At 58.7% G+C, this 17,831-nt stretch carries 12 protein-coding genes and 1 riboswitch; of the genes, 7 read left to right on the plus strand and 5 right to left on the minus strand.

Going from position 1 to position 17,831, the window contains the following annotated elements; genetic code table 11:
• The first annotated feature begins 127 nt into the window (after positions 1-127).
• Genes lepB through GSQ91_RS08940 form a run of 4 tightly spaced genes read left to right on the plus strand, consistent with a single transcriptional unit; the run spans position 128 to position 3,343 of the window.
• Positions 128-985 (plus strand): signal peptidase I, encoded by an 858-nt coding sequence (lepB, locus tag GSQ91_RS08925; protein ID WP_158821189.1) that lies wholly within the window; start codon positions 128-130, stop codon positions 983-985.
• A 32-nt stretch (positions 986-1,017) separates the two neighbouring features.
• Complete coding sequence (locus GSQ91_RS08930; protein WP_158821190.1) at positions 1,018-2,700, plus strand: AsmA family protein; 1,683 nt, start codon at positions 1,018-1,020, stop codon at positions 2,698-2,700.
• Positions 2,701-2,756: 56 nt separating this feature from the next.
• The gene (locus GSQ91_RS08935) at positions 2,757-3,038 is read left to right on the plus strand and encodes a type II toxin-antitoxin system ParD family antitoxin (RefSeq protein ID WP_158821191.1); all 282 of its coding nucleotides are present in this window, start codon (positions 2,757-2,759) and stop codon (positions 3,036-3,038) included.
• Positions 3,035-3,343: a type II toxin-antitoxin system RelE/ParE family toxin gene (locus tag GSQ91_RS08940; RefSeq protein WP_216845154.1), complete on the plus strand. Its 309-nt coding sequence runs from the start codon at positions 3,035-3,037 to the stop codon at positions 3,341-3,343. Before GSQ91_RS08935 ends, GSQ91_RS08940 begins: the two co-directional genes overlap by 4 nt.
• Positions 3,344-3,440: 97 nt before the next feature.
• Here GSQ91_RS08940 and GSQ91_RS08945 read toward each other — a convergent pair whose 3' ends face one another.
• From GSQ91_RS08945 to GSQ91_RS08960, 4 genes are all read right to left on the minus strand, one after another.
• Positions 3,441-4,883 carry an efflux transporter outer membrane subunit gene (locus GSQ91_RS08945; RefSeq protein ID WP_158821192.1) on the minus strand — a complete coding sequence of 481 codons (1,443 nt, stop codon included), beginning with the start codon at positions 4,881-4,883 and terminating at the stop codon, positions 3,441-3,443.
• On the minus strand, positions 4,883-6,148 hold the full coding sequence (locus GSQ91_RS08950; RefSeq protein WP_158821193.1) for an efflux RND transporter periplasmic adaptor subunit: 1,266 nt from the start codon (positions 6,146-6,148) through the stop codon (positions 4,883-4,885). Before GSQ91_RS08950 ends, GSQ91_RS08945 begins: the two co-directional genes overlap by 1 nt.
• 85 nt (positions 6,149-6,233) lie before the next feature.
• A complete protein-coding gene (locus GSQ91_RS08955; protein ID WP_158821194.1) occupies positions 6,234-9,425 on the minus strand; it encodes an efflux RND transporter permease subunit in 3,192 nt (1,063 codons plus the stop codon).
• Between the two features lie 215 nt (positions 9,426-9,640).
• Entirely contained in the window at positions 9,641-10,330 is a 690-nt protein-coding gene (locus GSQ91_RS08960) for a TetR/AcrR family transcriptional regulator (RefSeq protein ID WP_158821195.1), read from the minus strand.
• Between the two features lie 181 nt (positions 10,331-10,511).
• A riboswitch (cobalamin riboswitch) is annotated at positions 10,512-10,702 on the plus strand.
• 116 nt (positions 10,703-10,818) lie between these two features.
• On the opposite strand from GSQ91_RS08960, the gene GSQ91_RS08965 reads away from it, so the two are divergent.
• Positions 10,819-13,290 (plus strand): ribonucleoside-diphosphate reductase subunit alpha, encoded by a 2,472-nt coding sequence (locus GSQ91_RS08965; protein WP_158821196.1) that lies wholly within the window; start codon positions 10,819-10,821, stop codon positions 13,288-13,290.
• Positions 13,291-13,479: 189 nt separating this feature from the next.
• On the plus strand, positions 13,480-14,520 hold the full coding sequence (locus GSQ91_RS08970; RefSeq protein ID WP_158821197.1) for a ribonucleotide-diphosphate reductase subunit beta: 1,041 nt from the start codon (positions 13,480-13,482) through the stop codon (positions 14,518-14,520).
• 238 nt (positions 14,521-14,758) lie between these two features.
• Here the strand turns inward: GSQ91_RS08970 and GSQ91_RS08975 are convergent, their stop codons facing one another.
• Complete coding sequence (locus GSQ91_RS08975; RefSeq protein ID WP_254064445.1) at positions 14,759-16,210, minus strand: ATP-binding protein; 1,452 nt, start codon at positions 16,208-16,210, stop codon at positions 14,759-14,761.
• Between the two features lie 127 nt (positions 16,211-16,337).
• Here GSQ91_RS08975 and GSQ91_RS08980 point away from each other — a divergent pair, with 127 nt between their 5' ends.
• Positions 16,338-17,489: a histidine kinase gene (locus GSQ91_RS08980; protein WP_158821198.1), complete on the plus strand. Its 1,152-nt coding sequence runs from the start codon at positions 16,338-16,340 to the stop codon at positions 17,487-17,489.
• The last annotated feature ends 342 nt before the right edge of the window (positions 17,490-17,831 follow it).

Raw genomic sequence — 17,831 nt, forward strand, 5'->3', positions numbered from 1 at the left:
TTAAAACCTGTGAAAACGTGGTGCGTGGTCATGGGACCGCCTTGTTTGCCTCTGCCGGAAACACGCCCCGTTGCCGCCCCGCAGGTTACACTGACCAGAGCTATTTGCCACGAGGAGACTCACTGAGTTGAACAAGAGCGTAGAGGAACCGGTCGTCTTGGAGCGCAACGCAGCTCGCAGCGTAGATCGCGACGCCGCCCCAGCGCCGAAGGATGTCGAACGCACCGAGACACCGCTGGAAGCGTTGGCTTCCATCAGTACCGTACTCGTCGTTGGGCTCTTCGTCATGGCCTTTATCTTCCAGAATTTTGAAATCCCCTCAGCCTCGATGGAGAAGACGCTGCTCATCGGCGACCATGTTGTTGTGGATCGCACGGCCTTCGCACCGCTTACCAAGTGGGCTCCGTTTGTGCACTACCGTCCTGTGCAGCGTGGCGATGTCATCGTCTTTCTCAAGCCGAACCCCGAGACCCCGGACCTTATCCTGGTCAAGCGCGCGATTGGACTACCTGGGGATCGCATCCATCTGCGTAAAGGCATCGTCTACCTCAATGGCGTCGCGCAGAATGAGCCGTATGCAGCTATGCCCAGCAACGATGGCAACTATGAACACGCCTATGTCCCTTATCGTGACGACTTTCCCTCCGACGTTGCGGGCATCAGCGAGCAGGCAATCGCCAACCATGCATCCTTGTGGGCCGTCGAGCTGCCCAGCCATATTCAGGGCGACGACCTTGTAGTTCCGCCGGGCACTGTCTTTGCCATGGGGGACAACCGCACCGAGAGCCTCGATGGCCGTTACTGGGGCTTTGTGCCGCAGGAAAACATCATGGGGCGTCCCTTGTTTGTCTACTGGTCGTTCAAGACGCCTGCCGATCAGGAAGACAAGACCGGTATGGGTGATCGCATCAGCTTCGTCTTCCATGTGATACTGCACATCTTCGACGGAACCCGCTGGAGCCGCACGCTGCATGTCATTCGTTAGCGGTGTCCCCCAAAGGCTATAGCCCCGACCCAATGGCCGAGATTCAAAGCACCCCCGATATGGAATACGACGAGCCGCCGCGCTCCAGGACACGGCGGCGGCTCGTGTTTTTTGCCGCCGCCGTGCTTGTCCTGCTGGCGCTTGTGTTTACGCCGCCGCTCCTCAACGTCAATCGCCTGCGCCGCCGCTTTGCGACGAGTATGAGCCAGAGCCTCGGCCGGCCTGTGCATCTCGATAAAGTAACGTTGCACCTGCTGCCGATACCGGGATTTACGCTGGAAAACCTCGTCGTCAGTGAAGACCCGGCATTTGGCTATGAGCCGGTGATCCGCGCTCAACAAGTAGAAGCCACCCTGCGTGTCAGTTCGTTGTGGCGACGCCAGGTAGAGTTTTCGACTATCCGCTTCATGGAGGTCGACGGGAACCACCCCAGCCTGAACATTGTGCGTAACGCCCAGGGACGCTGGAACTTGCAGGAGATTCTGGTGCAGGCCGCGCATGTGAACACCGCCCCAACGGGGCAGCGCAGAGCCGGTGCGGATCCGCGTTTCCCCTACATCGAGGCCACTGGCGCGCGTATAAACCTGAAGCTTGGCGAAGAGAAGATGCCGTTCTCGTTGACCGACGCCGACTTCGCTCTATGGCTGCCTTCGCCGCAGCAATGGCATGTGCGTTTGCAGGGCATACCGGCGCGTACAGACACCAATGCCTCTGATACGGGCGTGATCCGTCTGGAGGGAACGCTCGATCGTGCTGCGAAGTTCGTGGATGTTCCTCTGAACCTGACCGCGAGCTGGGCTCATGCTCAAATGGGCGAGGCTAGCATTCTGGTCACCGGCGAAGACGCCGGGTGGCGCGGTACGGTGGATATGGGGGCGACCCTGACAGGGCGGCTGGGCTCGGCAAGCCTGACTACGGATATCCATCTCACCGATCTGCGCCGTGCGGACTTTGTGCCCGTAAAGCTGCTGGATGTCTCTGCGCATTGCACGGCAACGGCCGATGCGATGATCGTCACACTGGTCCAGGCTGCCTGCACCATGCCGACATCCGGGTCGCAGCCAATTGTGGTGTCTTCGTCATCGCTCGATCTACAGCGGCCTGACCAGTCGGCTGCAGGTATCGAAATCAACGCCGTGCCACTGGCCTGGGCGCTTGATTGGACGAGGCTGTTTTCTCAGCGAGTTCCAGCAGATCTGCAACCCGAAGGTAAGATCGACGGTCATATTCAACGCGCCGCAGGGCGAGCTGCGTCTCCCTGGACGGGGGATCTCCGCGCTACCCTGCTTCCATCGGTTTCGACGGAGAGCAGCGCACACCCTGCTGCTTCGTCTGTGCCAACGATCTTCAACGGTCGCATGACGACGGCCACTGTCTATCCACGTGGTACCGCGGCTCTAAGCCTCCAGTTACAGCCAACGGTGCTGCGCCTCGGTACTGGATCGCAGGTCACTCTGGCTGGAGAAGCCGATACCTCTGGCTACATGCTGCACCTCTATGGCAATGCAAGTGCGATGCAGGTGAAGGCTCTTGCCAAAATCTTGCCGCCGCTCGGCGATGGCCTGGACACGATTCTTCCTCCTGGAAAAGCCGTGGCTGATGTGATGCATGATGTATCGCTATCCTGCTCGCGTCCCTGGGGCGGTACGCCGAGGTGCGGATCATCCGCAGCGGATGTGCCATCGAAAAAACTGCGCGCTCGCAAGAGACGTTAGGTTTGTGGGTGGTATGAAATAATCATACTGTTGGTTGTGATGATGAAAGGATCCCCATGCCTGCCACGGAAAAACGCACGGTAAGCTTGCCTGTCCAACAAGGCCAATACATCGACAGACTCGTCGATTCTGGCGCCTATGCTTCGGTTAGTGAGGTAGTTCGTGCCGGTCTGCGTGCACTCGAGGAGCGTGATTCCATCGTCGAGAGTTGGCTGCGTACAGATGTTCTTGACTCGTACAGAGATTTGCAGACCGATCCATCTCGCGCTATTCCAGCTGAAACGGTCTTCGCTGGTATTCGCGATCGGCTTGCGCAACGCAGAAAGAAGACGGCGTGAAGGTGTATCGCGTCGTCTTTTCACCGGATGCACAGAACGATCTGCTCGATCTCGCAATCTATATTGCAGATCACTCCAGCTATGAGCGAGCAATGAACTACATCGCCCGAATCGAAGCCTGGTGTCATGAACTCAGCATTTCTCCGATGTGTGGCGCGGATCGCAAGGATATTCAACCAGGGATCAGAGTCGCGGGGTTTGAACGTCGCGCTACCATCGCTTTCCATGTTGGGGATGACGCCGTAATAATTCTTCGAGTCTTGTACGGTGGACGCAATCTGGACACCGCCTTCGAAGAGATGTAAAGCTGCAATCAGAAAATTCGGACAATAACAGAGCACCCCACCCTCCGACGATGGAACTGTCGTAAAGGTGGGGTATGTCGCTTCGAAGGTAACGGCTCTAGTCCTTCGGGAGTTGCGTCGCGTTCCAGCCGCCGCCCAGTGCAATCTGAAGCTGAGCGCTGGCTACGATACGTTCCGTTACCAGCGAAGCCGCTGTCCGTTCGTTGGCCAGCTCGATGGTCTGGTTGGTCAGTACCTCAAGATACGTAGCCAGGCCCCGCTTGTAGCGAAGCGTAGAAAGCTCCGTGCTGCGCTTCGCCGAATCGACGGCACGTCCTGTTACAGCTGCCTCGTCTTGCAGCACGCGCAGGGCGGCGAGCTGGTCTTCGACATCCCGAAACGCGGAGAGCACCTGCTCGCGGTAGAGCGCCGTGGTCTGCGCACGCTGGGCCAGCGCGAAGTCCACTTGAGCCTTTCTGCGGCCAGCGTCAAACAGGGTTTCGCTGGCGGTCGGTCCGGCGTTCCACATGCCGCTGCTGGCGTTGAATATCTGGCTGATCATATCGCTCTCCACGCCGCCACCGACCCCCAGCGTGATGTTGGGATAGTAGGCGGCCTTGGCAACACCGATCAGGGCGTTTGCCGATGCGACATGGCGTTCCGCGCTGGCGATGTCAGGTCGCCGCTGGAGCAGTTCAGAAGGAATACCTGTGGGTACATTGGGCGGATCGCCTGCGAGCGGCTTTTCCGCGATATGAAAGTTTGTTGCAGGCTCGCCGACGAGTACCGCAATCGCATGTTCGTACTGCGCGCGCTGTACGCCGAGATCGATGAGCTGTGCCTGTGTCTGTTCGAGCTGCGTCTGCGCCTGGGCCACATCGCTATCTGAGGCCAGGCCACCCTTCAGCCTGTCCTGTGTGAGTTGCAGTGTCTGTTGATACGAGTCCAGGGTTGACCGAAGCAGCTGTGCCTGTAGGTCCAGGCCGCGCATTTGAAGGAAGGTGACAGCCAGCGTCCCTTGCAGGCTCAGGCGCGTGTTGGCTAGGTCCGCAGCTGACCCTTGAGCGCTGGCAGCGCTGGACTCGATCTGTCTGCGAATGCCACCCCAGAAGTCGGGCTCCCAGGAGATGTTTACCGGAATCAGGAAGTCCCAGTAGCTCCTCGATGAGGCGGGTGTGAGCCCAGGCTTGGTTGAGGAGAGGTGGCTATTGACCGCCGATCCGCCGAGAGACACAGTCGGATACAGCGACGCCTTGTTCTCTCGAACCAGATCGTGCGCCTGCTCATAGGCGTGCAGGGCTGCCTCGATGCTCTGGTTCGCCGCCGCACAGCGCTGCTCCAGGTCGTTCAACTCGGCATCCTGGTAGATCTGCCACCAATCTTCACGAATGGCGCCGTCTGCCGGACTGGCCGCAGACCAGTTTCCGTTATGGCCGTTGTCGCTGTACGCAGGTGGAGCAGGCATAGCCGGCGCCTTATAGTTGGGGCCGACCTCCTTGCATCCGCTCAGCGCCAGCGCTGCCAGCAGCGTGGCTGTTGTGGGAAGCCTGTACGTTTTCATTACTTCGTCTCCGCCGCCGCCTGTTTCGAGGTCACAATGCGGACCTTTTCGCCGTCAGTCAACGAGTCCGGAGGATTCGCGATGACGCCCTGTCCCTGCTGCAGACCACTCAGGATCTCCACCGAGGTGCCGAAGTCGCGGCCCGCCGTTACATGGGCCAGGTGCGCGACACTGTTTGAATCGACAGTCGCAACCCGCAGTCCATCTGGCTCCAGAATCAGAGCGCTTACCGGTACGATCAGCGCCGGCGCTGGGTTCGAGGTGTGCAGATGGACCTCCGTATAGCTGCCGGGCAGCAGTTCACCCGACGGATTGTCCACGTCCACTTCGGCGAGCAGCGTACGTGTCGTGGGGTCGACTGCGTTCGACGACCGTACCAGCTTGCCATCGAACTTGCGGCCCGGATACTGGGGCAGCGTCAGGGAAGCGATGACACCGTTCTTCGCATCGGGAGCATAGATCTGCGGCACATTGACGAAGACGCGCAGGGTACGTACCGCAGAGATGTCAAAGACCTCTTTGCTTCCGACAACGGTGCCTGCTCCCGCGGTTGTCGTGCTGCCTGTCGCCGAGATCAGTTGACCGATATCGATGTTGCGCGCGGTAATCACACCATCGAATGGAGCTACGATGCGCTCGAAGGACTGTAGCTCTTCCAGCCGGCGCATATTGGCCGTCGCCGAGTTCACGGCAGTGGTGGTTGTCTGTAACTGGGTGGCGGCATTATCCGTATCCTGTTGCGAGACCGCGTTCTTGCCGATCAGATCCTGATAGCGATCTGCGGTCGTCTTAGCCAGCTTGGCATTGCCTTGCGCGGTGGCCAGGTCTGCTTTCGCCTGGGCGAGCTGCTGATCCAGTTCCGGTGTCTCAATGACCGCGAGCAACTCGCCCTTGCTCACATGCGAACCGATGTCGTGGTACCAACCTTTTACGTAGCCGGTTGTGCGCGCGTAGATTGGCGCCAGGGTGAATGCCTGCATGTTGCCGGGCAACACGATCTCCTGCGCGCTCTGCTGCAGCATTGGCTGTTGTACGGAGACTGGCGGCGCCGCTACTGTAGCGGTGTACTTCGCCAGTACAGTACTTGCATGTTGACGCCGGACGATGCCGACGATCGCGAGGATAACCGTTACGACGAAGACGATGAGCACCGGCGTCAGCACGGATGCGCGCGAAACCTTTGGCGGCGGCTCGTGCTTGATCAGCTCCGGTTTGTGGGCGCCATCGTGAACTGCGGATTGTTGCGATTGCTCTTCGGCACTCATTACCTTGTCTCCCTATGCGCCGTTGGCGCTGTATTGAATGGATCTTTGTCGGCGCTGTGTTCTACGGATTTTTTTAGCATCTCGTTCATGCGTGCGCCTCGTTCCCTTGGCCAGCCGGCGGATTGGTATGCGGCTTATCGTTACGGTGCATGAAGGCGAAGAAGACCGGAACGAAAGTCAAGGTTCCGAACGTCGCCAGCAACAACCCTCCGATAACGGCCCGGCCCAGGGGAGCATTCTGCTCGCCGCCATCACCCAGGCCCAGCGCCATCGGCACCATGCCGATCATCATTGCCAGCGCCGTCATGATGACCGGACGGAAGCGTGTGAAGCCAGCGGAGAGCGCGGCTTCTGACGCATTCAGCCCCGCCTCCATCTGCTCCTTCGCGAAGCTGACCACAAGGATTGAGTTCGCTGTTGCCACGCCCACGCACATAATCGCGCCGGTCAAAGCGGGAACGCTGATGTGCGTTCCGGTAATAAACAGCAGCCAGACGATTCCCGCCAGTGCGCCCGGCAGTGCCGCGATGATGATGAAGGGGTCAAGCCAGCTCTGGAAGTTCACCACAATCAAGGCGTAGACCAGGATGATCGAGAACAACAGACCGGACACCAGCCCGACAAACGAGGTGCGCATCGTCAGAATCTGGCCGCGTACAAAGATCTCGGTGCCGCGCGGCAGTTTTCCTTTATTGTTTTTGACAATCTGATCGATCTTGACAGCAACGTTTGCCAGGTCAGTGCCCTCGACCGATCCATAGATGTCGATGACCGGTCGCGCGTTATAGTGGCTCACGGTACCCTGCTCGGTGCCGCGATCGATAGACGCGATATTGCCAAGAATCTGTGGTGCGTTGCTGGAACCGTTTGTGGCGATGGGGAAGTTCTGAAGCTGCTGCAGATTCTGAACATCATACTGCGGCGTCTGCACCGCAATGTTGTAGCTCACATGGTTCTGTGGGTTGAGAAAGAACGTGGGGTTGGTCTGGAAGCTGCCACTCAGACTGGTCAGCACATCGCTTGCGACGCTGGCCTGGCTGTACCCTACCTGCTGGGCCCGCGTGCGGTCGACATTGATCGTCCAGCTTGGCAGGTTGAAGGGCTGCTGGATTCGCAGGTCCGTCGTGCCGGGAATCTGGCTGATCTGCTGCATCATCTGTTCGGCCAGTTTATGGTCCTGGTCGATTGCCTGTCCGACTACCTGTACGTCGATCTGCGCAGGCAGGCCAAAGTTCAGGATCTGGCTCACCATGTCCGTAGGCAGGTAATAGAACTCTGTGCCCGGGAACTCTCTCGTCAGTCTGTCGCGCAGAGCATGGGTATATTCGTCGGTGGGACGGTGCTTCTCAGCCAGCGTTACCAGAATGTCCGCGTCGGCAGTGCCCACCGTGGCGGAGTTCGAGTAGGAAAGGTTCAGGCCGGAGTAGGGAATGCCAATGTTATCGATGACCGTTCCCATCTCTGCCGGCGGGATCTCCTCGCGGATCGTGTCCTCGATCTGATCGCAAAGGCGAGCTGTGTCCTCAATGCGTGTTCCGGTATGTGCGCGAACATGCAGCTTGAACTGGCCGCCGTCTACGGAGGGGAAGAAGTCTTGCCCCAGTTGGGGATACAGAAGAACGATAGACCCTACCCAGAAGGCGACGATCAATAGCAGGAAGACCACGCGCAACTCCATGCAGAAGCCCAGCACACCGTAGTACCACTGGCGCAGCTTCTCAAAGTAGTGCTCGAAGGTGATCTGGAAACGAACGAAGGGGTTGCGGCTCGACTTCGCCTGATCCACGCGGTCGTGCTCATGGCCCTTCAGCAGATACTTCGCCATGGTGGGCACAATCGTTCGCGAGAGGAAATAGGACGCAAGCATCGCGAAGACTACCGCTTCTGCGAGAGGAACGAACAAGTACTTTGCGACACCGCCGAGGAAGAACATCGGGACGAACACAATGCAGATAGAGATCGTCGAAACGAAGGCTGGCACCGCGATCTGTGCGGCACCGGTCAGAATGGCGTCTTCGACCTCTTTGCCCTCTTCCAGGTTGCGGTTGATGTTCTCGATCTCAACGGTTGCGTCGTCGACCAGAATGCCGACCGCCAGCGCAAGACCTCCGAGGGTCATAATGTTGATCGTCTCTCCGAGCGCCGCCAGCATCAGTAGCGAGCAGATAACAGAGAGCGGAATCGACACGGCGATGATGACGGTCGAGCGCCAGCTTCCGAGAAAGATCAGGATCATCGCCGCAGTCAGGCAGGCGGCGATGAGCGCCTCGCGCACCACGCCGCTGATGGCGGCGCGCACGAAGATCGACTGGTCCGCAATCGGTGTGAGCCGCAAAGCGGGCGGTAACTGGGCCAGGATCGACGGCAATTGCGCACGCACATTCGCAATGATGTCCAGCGTGGAGGAGTTGCCCGTCTTCTGGATGCTCAGCAGCGAAGACCGCTGTCCATCGACGCGCACAATGTTTGTCTGCGGTGGGAATCCATCGCGTACGTTACCGACATCGTGAATGTAGATGGTGGCGCCATTCACGGTCTTGATCGGGAGATTGTTCAACTCCGCAATCGTGGTTGGCGCGCTGTTGGTCTCTACCGGATAGTCGATGTGGCCCATCTTCACATCGCCGCCGGGCAGAATGATGTTCTGCGCGCTCACGGCATTAACCACATCTGAGGCGGAGAGCCCATACGCCTGCAGCTTCTGCGTATTGATGTCCACCTGCACCTGGCGCTGCTTGCCGCCATAGGGGAACGCCAGAGCCGCGCCCTGTACTGTCGCAAGCTGTGTGCGCACAAAGTTCTGCCCGAAGTCGTTCAGCTGCTGCTCAGTCAGCCCGTTTCCGGAAAGTCCCAACTGCAGCACCGGTACGCTCGATGCGCTGTACTGAATCACCAGCGGAGGCGTTGTGCCTTGCGGATACTGGCGAAGCGCCGTCTGCGAGATCGCGGTGACCTGCGCCACGGCCTGCGAGATGTTGACGGTCGGCCGGAAGAAGATCTTGGTCACGGAGACGCCGTTCAGCGTCTGCGATTCGGAATGCTCGATGTCATTGACGGTGGTCGTAAGGCTGCGTTCGAAGGGCAGCACGATACGGTCACTCAACTCCTGCGGCGACATGCCTGCATAGTTCCAGATGACCGAGACGACCGGGATATCGATGTTCGGAAAGATATCGACAGGTGTTCGCAGCATGACCACAGGGCCAATGATGAAGAGCAGCAGCGACAACACGACGAATGTGTAAGGTCTCTTAAGTGCGAGACGGACGATCCACATCGGGACTCCTTAATAGCTTCTTTGACGGTAATGGTTCGGTACGTTTTACCGATACCTGCCGGGTACCCCTCTTCACGCTCCGTCGGTGAGTCTGCTCCGGCTGTCTAGCGCGTCGAGTCGAAAATCATGGGGTTTGTGTGCGTTGCGTGAATTTGGATACTAAACCTATCGTTCAGTATTAGTAGTATTTAGACGATGCCCCTTCTTCGAAGGACTCAAGTATGTTGTGGGCCTTGTTCGGTTTTCGTAATGCCTCCATAGCCGGAACGCCGCACGCCGCCGAAGACAAGTTCGACCATCTTCTCGGATTCACAATCGTTGAGGGAGCCGTGCCCGGCGAGCAGGCGAAAGATCATTGGCCCGTAAATCAGGTCGAGGACGATCTCCGAATCGATGTCTTCGCGAATCTCGCCGCGGTCTACGCCGCGCCGCCACATGACGCGCGCCGCATCCCGCCGGGCGTACAGAAAGCGTTCCCGGAACAGTGCCAGAAAGCCGGGGTCGCTCTGGCCCTCCGCGATAAACTGGCCGAATAGCCTGCCCAGGGGAGCTTTGTAGAAAGCCATCAAAGATTTGAGCTGCTCCGTAAAATCTTTCTCTGCCGACCCTGTATCCGGCATGATGACCCGCTCCGTCATGCCGGCCAGATACGCATCGAGCGCGACCAGACTTTTATTAGGCCACCATTTGTAGATGGTCGCCTTGCTGACCCCTGCCCGCCGGGCGATAGCGTCAGCCGTCACCTTGCGCAGCGGCTTACGCTCCAGCAGGTAGAGCGTCGCCTTCAGGATCGCGACCTCAGCCTCGATGCTCCGTTGCCGTCCGCGGGTCTTCGGCTCTTCTTTGGAGGGTGTCTCTTGAAACAGCTTTACGCGGCCACTCCTGCTCACGATAGTTCCAAGCACGAATCGTACTCCTGGCAAAACCTGATGATAGAGAGTCGCACCGCCTTGGGAGGGGCGATCAATACTAAACTCAGAGTTCAGTATATCCCCGAAAGGGAAGAGGGGTCGCGCTCTTGATACTTCCAGCCATAAAAGCGGACATATCCACAAGGAATGGGATTGCGGCGGGCTATACCTCAAGATATAGTGGCTATTCCGAGGTTTCTCCGCAAGGAGAATCAAAAGGGAATCTGGTGAGAATCCAGAGCTGCCCCGCAGCGGTATGCAGGTACGAAAGCCCAAGATGACACTGGAGCCGTAAGGCACTGGGAAGTCAGGCGATTAGGTCCAAACCTGCAAGTCCGAAGACCTGCCACGGAAATAATTCGCTCGCGCTTCCGAGGGGAGGCGAGGTAGCAACGGCCTGTTCCTCCTCTTTTTTGATCTTTTGATCTTTGAGGACAGCCGCTGTTTCTTCGCACCCTTCTGAGGCCAAGGAGATCTATCCGATGGCCACGACCACAAATATCAACGCTCCAACCAGCGTCCAGACCAGCCTCTCCGACATCAATCCTGGCTTTCCCGTACGGGAAGAGACTCCGGTGATGCACGTCCGAAAACGAAACGGTGCGTTGGAGCCCGTGGACGTGAACAAGATCGTGCGCGCGGTACAGCGCTCCTCGGACGGCCTGTCGCATGTCGACGCCATCCGTGTGGCGTCGAAGACCATCGGCGGCCTCTACGATGGCGCCACGACCCGCGAGTTGGACACCATCTCCATCGATACGGCAGCGTCTCTGATCTCCGAAGAGCCGCAGTACTCGCGGCTTGCTGCGCGCCTATTGCTGGCGACCATTGTGAAGGAGGTCTCCGCGCTTAACCTTCACTCGTTCTCTCAGGCCATCGCCTACGGACATCAGGAGGGCGTCGTCTCGAAGGCTACCGCGGAGTTCGTGCAGACCCACGCGCGCAAGCTGAACCATGCCATCGACGACAACTTCTCCGACCGCTTCGAGTACTTCGGCCTGCGCACCGTGTATGACCGCTATCTGCTGCGCGATCCGATCTCCCGTAGCATCATCGAGACCCCGCAGCACTTCTTCCTGCGCGTCGCCTGCGGGCTCGCGGGCACGCCGCATGAGGCCATCGAGTTCTACCGGCTGATCGCTTCGCTGGACTACATGCCGTCGTCGCCGACGCTCTTCAACTCCGGCACCAAGCACGCGCAGATGTCATCGTGCTACCTGCACGACTCTCCGCTCGATTCGCTGGAGAGCATCTACGACACCTATAAAAATGTGGCCATGCTCTCCAAGTTCTCAGGCGGCATCGGGCTGGCGTTCCATCGCGTGCGCTCGGAGGGTTCGCTCATCCGCGCGACCAATGGGCTCAGCAACGGCATCGTTCCGTGGCTCCGTACGCTCGATAGCTCCGTCGCCGCCGTCAATCAGGGCGGCAAGCGCAAGGGAGCCTGCTGCGTCTATCTCGAACCCTGGCACGCTGATATCGAGTCGTTCCTCGAACTCCGTGAAAACACGGGTGATGGCGCTCGCCGTACCTATAATCTCAATCTCGCGAACTGGATTCCCGACCTCTTTATGCAGCGCGCTGAGGCCGATGGCCTATGGTCGCTCTTTGATCCAAAGGACGTCCCTCAATTTCCCGACCTGTATGGCGATGCCTTCACCGAAGCCTACGAGAAGGCCGAAGCTGACAAGATCTACCATCGCCAGATCAAGGCCCGTGATCTGTACGCACGCATGATGCGTTCACTCGCCGAGACCGGGAATGGCTGGATGACGTTCAAGGACGCCACCAACCTGAAGTGCAACCAGACCGGAAAGCCGGGCAACGTGGTTCATCTTTCGAACCTCTGCACGGAGATCACCGAAGTCACCTCCAAGGACCAGACCGCGGTCTGCAATCTCGGCTCCATCAATCTCGCGCGGCACGTCATCGCCGATGCCAACGGAGATGCCAGCTTCGACTTCGAGAAGCTCGGCGCAACCGTTCGCACGGCAATTCCGATGCTTGATCGCGTTATAGACATCAACTACTACCCCGTCGCTCAAGCGGCCAGCTCCAACGCGCAGTGGAGGCCGGTCGGCCTCGGGCTGATGGGTCTGCAGGACGTCTTCTTCCAGTTGCATCTGCCGTTTGATTCGGTGGAGGCGCAGGCGCTCTCCACGAAGATTCAGGAAGAAATCTACTTCCACGCGCTTACGGCTTCGTGCCTGCTCGCGGAAAAGGAAGGACCACACCCAACCTTCAACGACACTCGCCTCGCGCAGGGCCACCTTCAGTTCGACCTTTGGAATGTAACGCCCGCTGATACTGCCCGTTGGGACGCCTTGCGCGCGCGCATCGTACAGTTCGGCGTGCGCAACTCGCTGGTCATCGCCATCGCGCCGACCGCAACGATCGCCTCCATCGTTGGCTGCTATGAGTGCATCGAGCCTCAGATCTCCAACCTCTTCAAGCGCGAGACGCTCTCGGGCGAGTTCCTCCAGGTCAACCGCTACCTGATCGATGAGCTGAAGCTGCGCGGCCTGTGGACCGAGGAGATGCGCATGCGCCTCAAGCTCTCCGAGGGCTCCGTGCAGGACATCGCCGAGCTGCCCGACGATCTCAAGCAGCTCTACCGCACGGTGTGGGAGGTCCCCATGCGTTCGCTGATCGACATGGCCGCCGCCCGCAACGCGTACATCGACCAGTCGCAGTCGCTGAACCTCTTCGCCGAGTCGCCCAACATCGGCAAGCTCTCTTCGATGTATATGTACGCCTGGAAGAAGGGCCTGAAGACGACATACTATCTGCGCTCGCGTCCTGCTACGAAGATCGCCAAGGCCACGGTGACGAACACCAGCACCCGTGCTGGAGCGGCCACCTCGAACGCTCTTCCTGCCGTAGCCGCCGTCTCCACCGAAGCAGCCATAGCCTGCTCCCTCGAAAACCCCGAGTCCTGCGAAGCCTGCCAATAGCAGCCAAATAACTCAGTAGAGCCACAAATCCGGGTGCCCCATCTTCGCGACGGTTTCATCGTCGCTAAGGTGGGCATAGACGCAGAGCGCGATTCAAATGTTTGTGCCTCGCTTTGCGTCATGGGTATCGGGCGAACGCCCGACCGCACTCCCTAACTCACCACCGCTCCCCACCGAAAGCGAGCCCCAATGTCCGAGCACACCACGCACTCCTCCGTCGCCGCACCCACACACATCCTTGATCCAGGCCTCTGCCTCACCCTGCGCCCTATGCGCTTCCCGGTCTTCTACGACATGTTCCGCGACGGCATCAAGAACACCTGGACCGTTGAAGAAGTCGACTTCCAGACGGATCTCGTCGACCTGAAGCAGCGCATTACGCCCGCAGAAGTTCACGTCATCCAGCGTCTGGTTGCCTTCTTCGCCACCGGCGACAGCATCGTCTCCAACAACCTCGTGCTCAACCTCTATAAGCACATCAACTCGCCGGAGGCTCGGCTGTATCTTTCGCGCCAGTTGTTCGAGGAGGCCGTGCATGTGCAGTTCTACCTCACGCTGCTCGATAACTACGTCCCCGACCCCGATGAACGCGCAGCCGCCTTTGCCGCCGTGGAGAACATCCCATCGATCAGCAAGAAGGCTGACTTTTGCATGAAGTGGATGGACTCCATCCAGCAGTTGGATCATCTGGAAACGCGCGAGCACCGCCGCCAGTTCCTGCTCAACCTCATCTGCTTTGCTGCCTGCATTGAAGGCCTCTTCTTCTTTGCGGCCTTCGCCTATGTTTACTTCTTCCGCTCCAAGGGCCTGTTGCACGGCCTGGCTGCAGGCACCAACTGGGTCTTCCGCGATGAGAGCTGTCACCTTGAGTTTGCGTTCGAGGTAGTCAACGTCGTCCGCGCCCAGGAGCCTGACCTCTGGGACGCCGAACTTGAAAAAGATATCGTCACCATGCTACACGAGGCTGTCGATGCCGAAGCGCAGTTCGCGGAAGATCTGCTCAGTGGCGGCGTAGCTGGCCTGTCTCTGCGCGACATGCGCCAGTACCTCGGCTATGTCGCCGATTCACGTCTGCAGCGCCTCGGTATCGCACCAGCCTTCAACGCAAAGAACCCCTTTAGCTTCATGGACCTTCAGGACGTGCAGGAGCTTACCAACTTCTTCGAGCGCCGGGTTTCGGCCTACCAGAGCGCTGTGGTCGGCGAAGTCGGCTTCGGCGAAGACTTCTAATAGTTTGTTGAGAGCTTGCTCTTGTTCTTGCTTTTGTTTTTCTGGTTGTCATTCCCGCAGGGAATCTGTTGTTGCTTTTGTCGTTGTTCTTGTTGTTGCTTTTCCGGAGTAGCAGCGGCCTTTAGGCCGCGGAACAAGGCAAATATTTCATGGGCTTTAGCCCTGGGCTCTTTGCTGGAATAAGCAAGAGGCACAGGGGCCAAAGCCCTTTTGGTTGGATCTTGTATCCGCAGTGCTGCTACGCCAGCGGCAAAGTAAACGTAAACACAGAACCCTGCCCTGGCTGGCTGGTAACCGAAATCGTCCCATTGTGCGCCTCGATGATGGCCCGGCAGATCGCCAATCCCATCCCGGTTCCAGGGATATGGGCCGTCCGGTTACGAGCGCGATAGAGCTTGTCGAAGACAAGAGGCTGCTCGGCCGGATCGATACCGATACCGCGGTCGGCGATGCTGCAGAAGGCGCATTGTCCGTGCACTTCGGCGCTGATGTAGATCGGCTGTCCGGCGGAGGAGTACTTAGCCGCGTTTTCAAGCAAATTGGAGAGTACCTTCTCAATGCGGAGTGGGTCGGCGGAGACCCTTGGCATCTTGGCGGGGATTCTTTGGACGATCTCATGGTTCACGAGCTTGCTCGCAGTAGCCTCAATCGCTGCGTCGAGCATCTCGCCGAGCTGCTGTGGGCTTACGTCCATGCTGACCTGCTGGCTATCGAGCTGCGCCATCTCGACAGCCTCGGTGACTAGCTGATCGAGCCGTTCGCTGTGCTCGGCAATCTCCATCAGGCATCCACGCTGCGCCGCAAGACCCTGCGAATCGACCTCCAACAGTCTGTTGATGCAGGCTTTGATTGACGCCACGGGTATGCGCAGCTCATGCGTGATCGAGTCCAGGATCATCGATCGTAACCGTTCGCTCTCCTGCGCAGCTTCAAAATGGGCGACCTCTTCCACCGCTCGTACGCGATCCAGGGCCACGGAGACCAGGCCTCCCAGCGCTTCGAGGGTCTGGGTGGAGAGCTTGACGCCACGCAGAATAAGAAGGCCCCGAGGCTTCACGCCTGTCCGCAAAGGCACGATCGCCTCGCCACCGGAGGTGATGGTGACGCCAGGCGCATGGGCCAGCTCCTGCAACTCTGAGGTGTCGATGACCGTAGGCCAATCGATGCTGGAATTCGCTCCCGAGCGGTAGGTCCGGTTGCCCTCCAGCAGATAGAAGAGGACCGAGTTCGAGCCGGTGGCGAGCGTCACTGAAGCCGGAATAGAGTTCGTCAGCTGGGCGAGTTCTTCACTTTGCAGAAGTCCCCGGCTAAGGCTGTAGAGCATCTCCAACTCGGACTGCCGGGCGCGGGCATCGCGGGACTCCGTGCGGATGCGATGAGACAAGCGGCTCGCAAAGACGGCGGTAATGAGAAACACGGCGAGAGCCACAAGGTTCTGAGGGTCCGATACCGTGAACTTGTAAATAGGCGGAAGAAAGAAGAAGTTGTAACAGATGGTGGCAGCGATCGACGCGCTGATCGAGAAGCGCAGGCCCCACTTTGCTGCAATGAACAGGATGAATAGCAGCAACGTGAGCGCGACGGTCGTCTGATTGGCATGCACTACGACCCTGTAGAACGTTACAATTCCGGCGAGGCAGACTGCGGCGCCAATGTAACGCACGATAGTGATAAGCCGTTTCGAGTTCACTGTGAGATTCTACGACCAGGAGTTCTCCTGTAGGTATATCCCGAAGGGAATGGTCCATACGCCGTTTTTCCAAGGAGAGCGGCACTCGCTAAACTTATCCCGTGCGTAGAAACAGGAGAACGGCTCAATGAACCCATGTGATGCGCCAAGAAAACGGCCTGAAGACTGGCTTGAATCCGCGGATCGCTCCGAGAACGCGGAGAAGAAGCGTGGGCTCTTCAAGATCTTTCTTGGCTATGCGCCGGGGGTGGGGAAGACCTTCAGCATGTTGAGTGAGGGTATCCGCCGCCAGAGCCGTGGCGAGGATGTTGTCATTGGGATCGTCGAAACGCATGGCCGCGTTGGGACCTCTGAGGTAGCGGCGCAGATCAAGACCATCCCGCGCCGCGAGATTGACTACAAAGGAACGCTCTTCTCGGAGATGGATGTCGACGCGATTCTGGCACGGCATCCTCAAGTGGCGTTGATTGACGAGCTCGCACACACGAATGTGGAGGGCAGCCGCTTTCAGAAGCGCTATGAGGATGTCTTCGCCGTGCTCGATGCCGGTATCGATGTGGTGACCACGGTAAACATTCAGCACGTCGAAAGTATTACGCCACGCGTGCAGTCGCTTACCGGCATCACAGTACGCGAGACCGTCCCGGATTGGGTGCTCGATCGGGCTGATGAAATCGTCATCAGCGATCTCACGCCCGAGGCGCTGGCGACACGTATGCGTCGCGGCGACATCTATCCGATGGAGCGCGTAGAGCGCGCTCTCTCCAACTTCTTTCGCCGCGGCAATCTGATTGCCCTGCGCGAGATGGCCTTGCAGCGCGTGACGCGCGCCGTCGACCGCACGCTGGACGACTACGTAAAGCGCAAGCAGCTAGGCGGACATTGGACCGTTGCTGAGAAGGTCGCCGTCTGCATAAGTGCCAGTCCGGCCGCACGCGACCTGATTGCACGCGGCGCGCGACTTTCGCAGGGTATGGACGCGGAGTTCTACGTGTTGCACCTCGATACGGAACGCGACCGCGAGCCGGAGGCCGCACGCACGCTCGACGACAACCTGCACTTCGCCCGGAACCTGGGTGCAAACATTGTGCACCTGAAGGGCTCGAGTGTTGCCAATGCAACAGCAGAGTTCGCCCGAGAAAATCGCATCACCCAGGTAATGTTCGGTCGCTCAGCGTTGACGGGACTTAAGAAGTATCTCTACTTTCTGGCGATCCAACAGTTCGCTGCCGCTGCCCCGCACGCCGATCTACACATCATTACTCAGAAGAGCCACTAAGTAGCAAGAGCCCTTTTCGACCTTCCCAAACTCTGTCATCTCGACCGGAGGCGGCGCTTTTGCCGCCGTAGCGGAGAGACCTGCATGACGCAGAGCGCGATGCAAATGTTTGTGGCGCGCTTTGCGTCAAGACCTGCAGTTTGCTTGTGCATGCACTGTTGCAAGCGCAGGCAAACTGCAGGTCTCCTCGTTGAACATGACGAGAAAACCATCATGCAACCCCTTATGAAACCCTTATGCGCGTCGCTCTACGATAAAAGCGTGATGTTTCGTCGTGCCCAACTTATGCCATTAAGCTGCCGATATCTCTCGTACGGTTGCAGATCGGCGTTGCCGGCGGAC

The organism is Granulicella sp. S156, from assembly GCF_009766105.1.
Lineage (GTDB): Bacteria > Acidobacteriota > Terriglobia > Terriglobales > Acidobacteriaceae > Granulicella.

Coding starts and splice junctions, on each gene's coding strand:
- GSQ91_RS08930 (WP_158821190.1), top strand. CDS start 1,018: ATGGCCGAGATTCAAAGCACCCCCGATATGGAATACGACGAGCCGCCG.
- GSQ91_RS08935 (WP_158821191.1), top strand. CDS start 2,757: ATGCCTGCCACGGAAAAACGCACGGTAAGCTTGCCTGTCCAACAAGGC.
- GSQ91_RS08945 (WP_158821192.1), bottom strand. CDS start 4,883: ATGAAAACGTACAGGCTTCCCACAACAGCCACGCTGCTGGCAGCGCTG.
- GSQ91_RS08950 (WP_158821193.1), bottom strand. CDS start 6,148: ATGAGTGCCGAAGAGCAATCGCAACAATCCGCAGTTCACGATGGCGCC.
- GSQ91_RS08955 (WP_158821194.1), bottom strand. CDS start 9,425: ATGTGGATCGTCCGTCTCGCACTTAAGAGACCTTACACATTCGTCGTG.
- GSQ91_RS08965 (WP_158821196.1), top strand. CDS start 10,819: ATGGCCACGACCACAAATATCAACGCTCCAACCAGCGTCCAGACCAGC.
- GSQ91_RS08970 (WP_158821197.1), top strand. CDS start 13,480: ATGTCCGAGCACACCACGCACTCCTCCGTCGCCGCACCCACACACATC.
- GSQ91_RS08980 (WP_158821198.1), top strand. CDS start 16,338: ATGAACCCATGTGATGCGCCAAGAAAACGGCCTGAAGACTGGCTTGAA.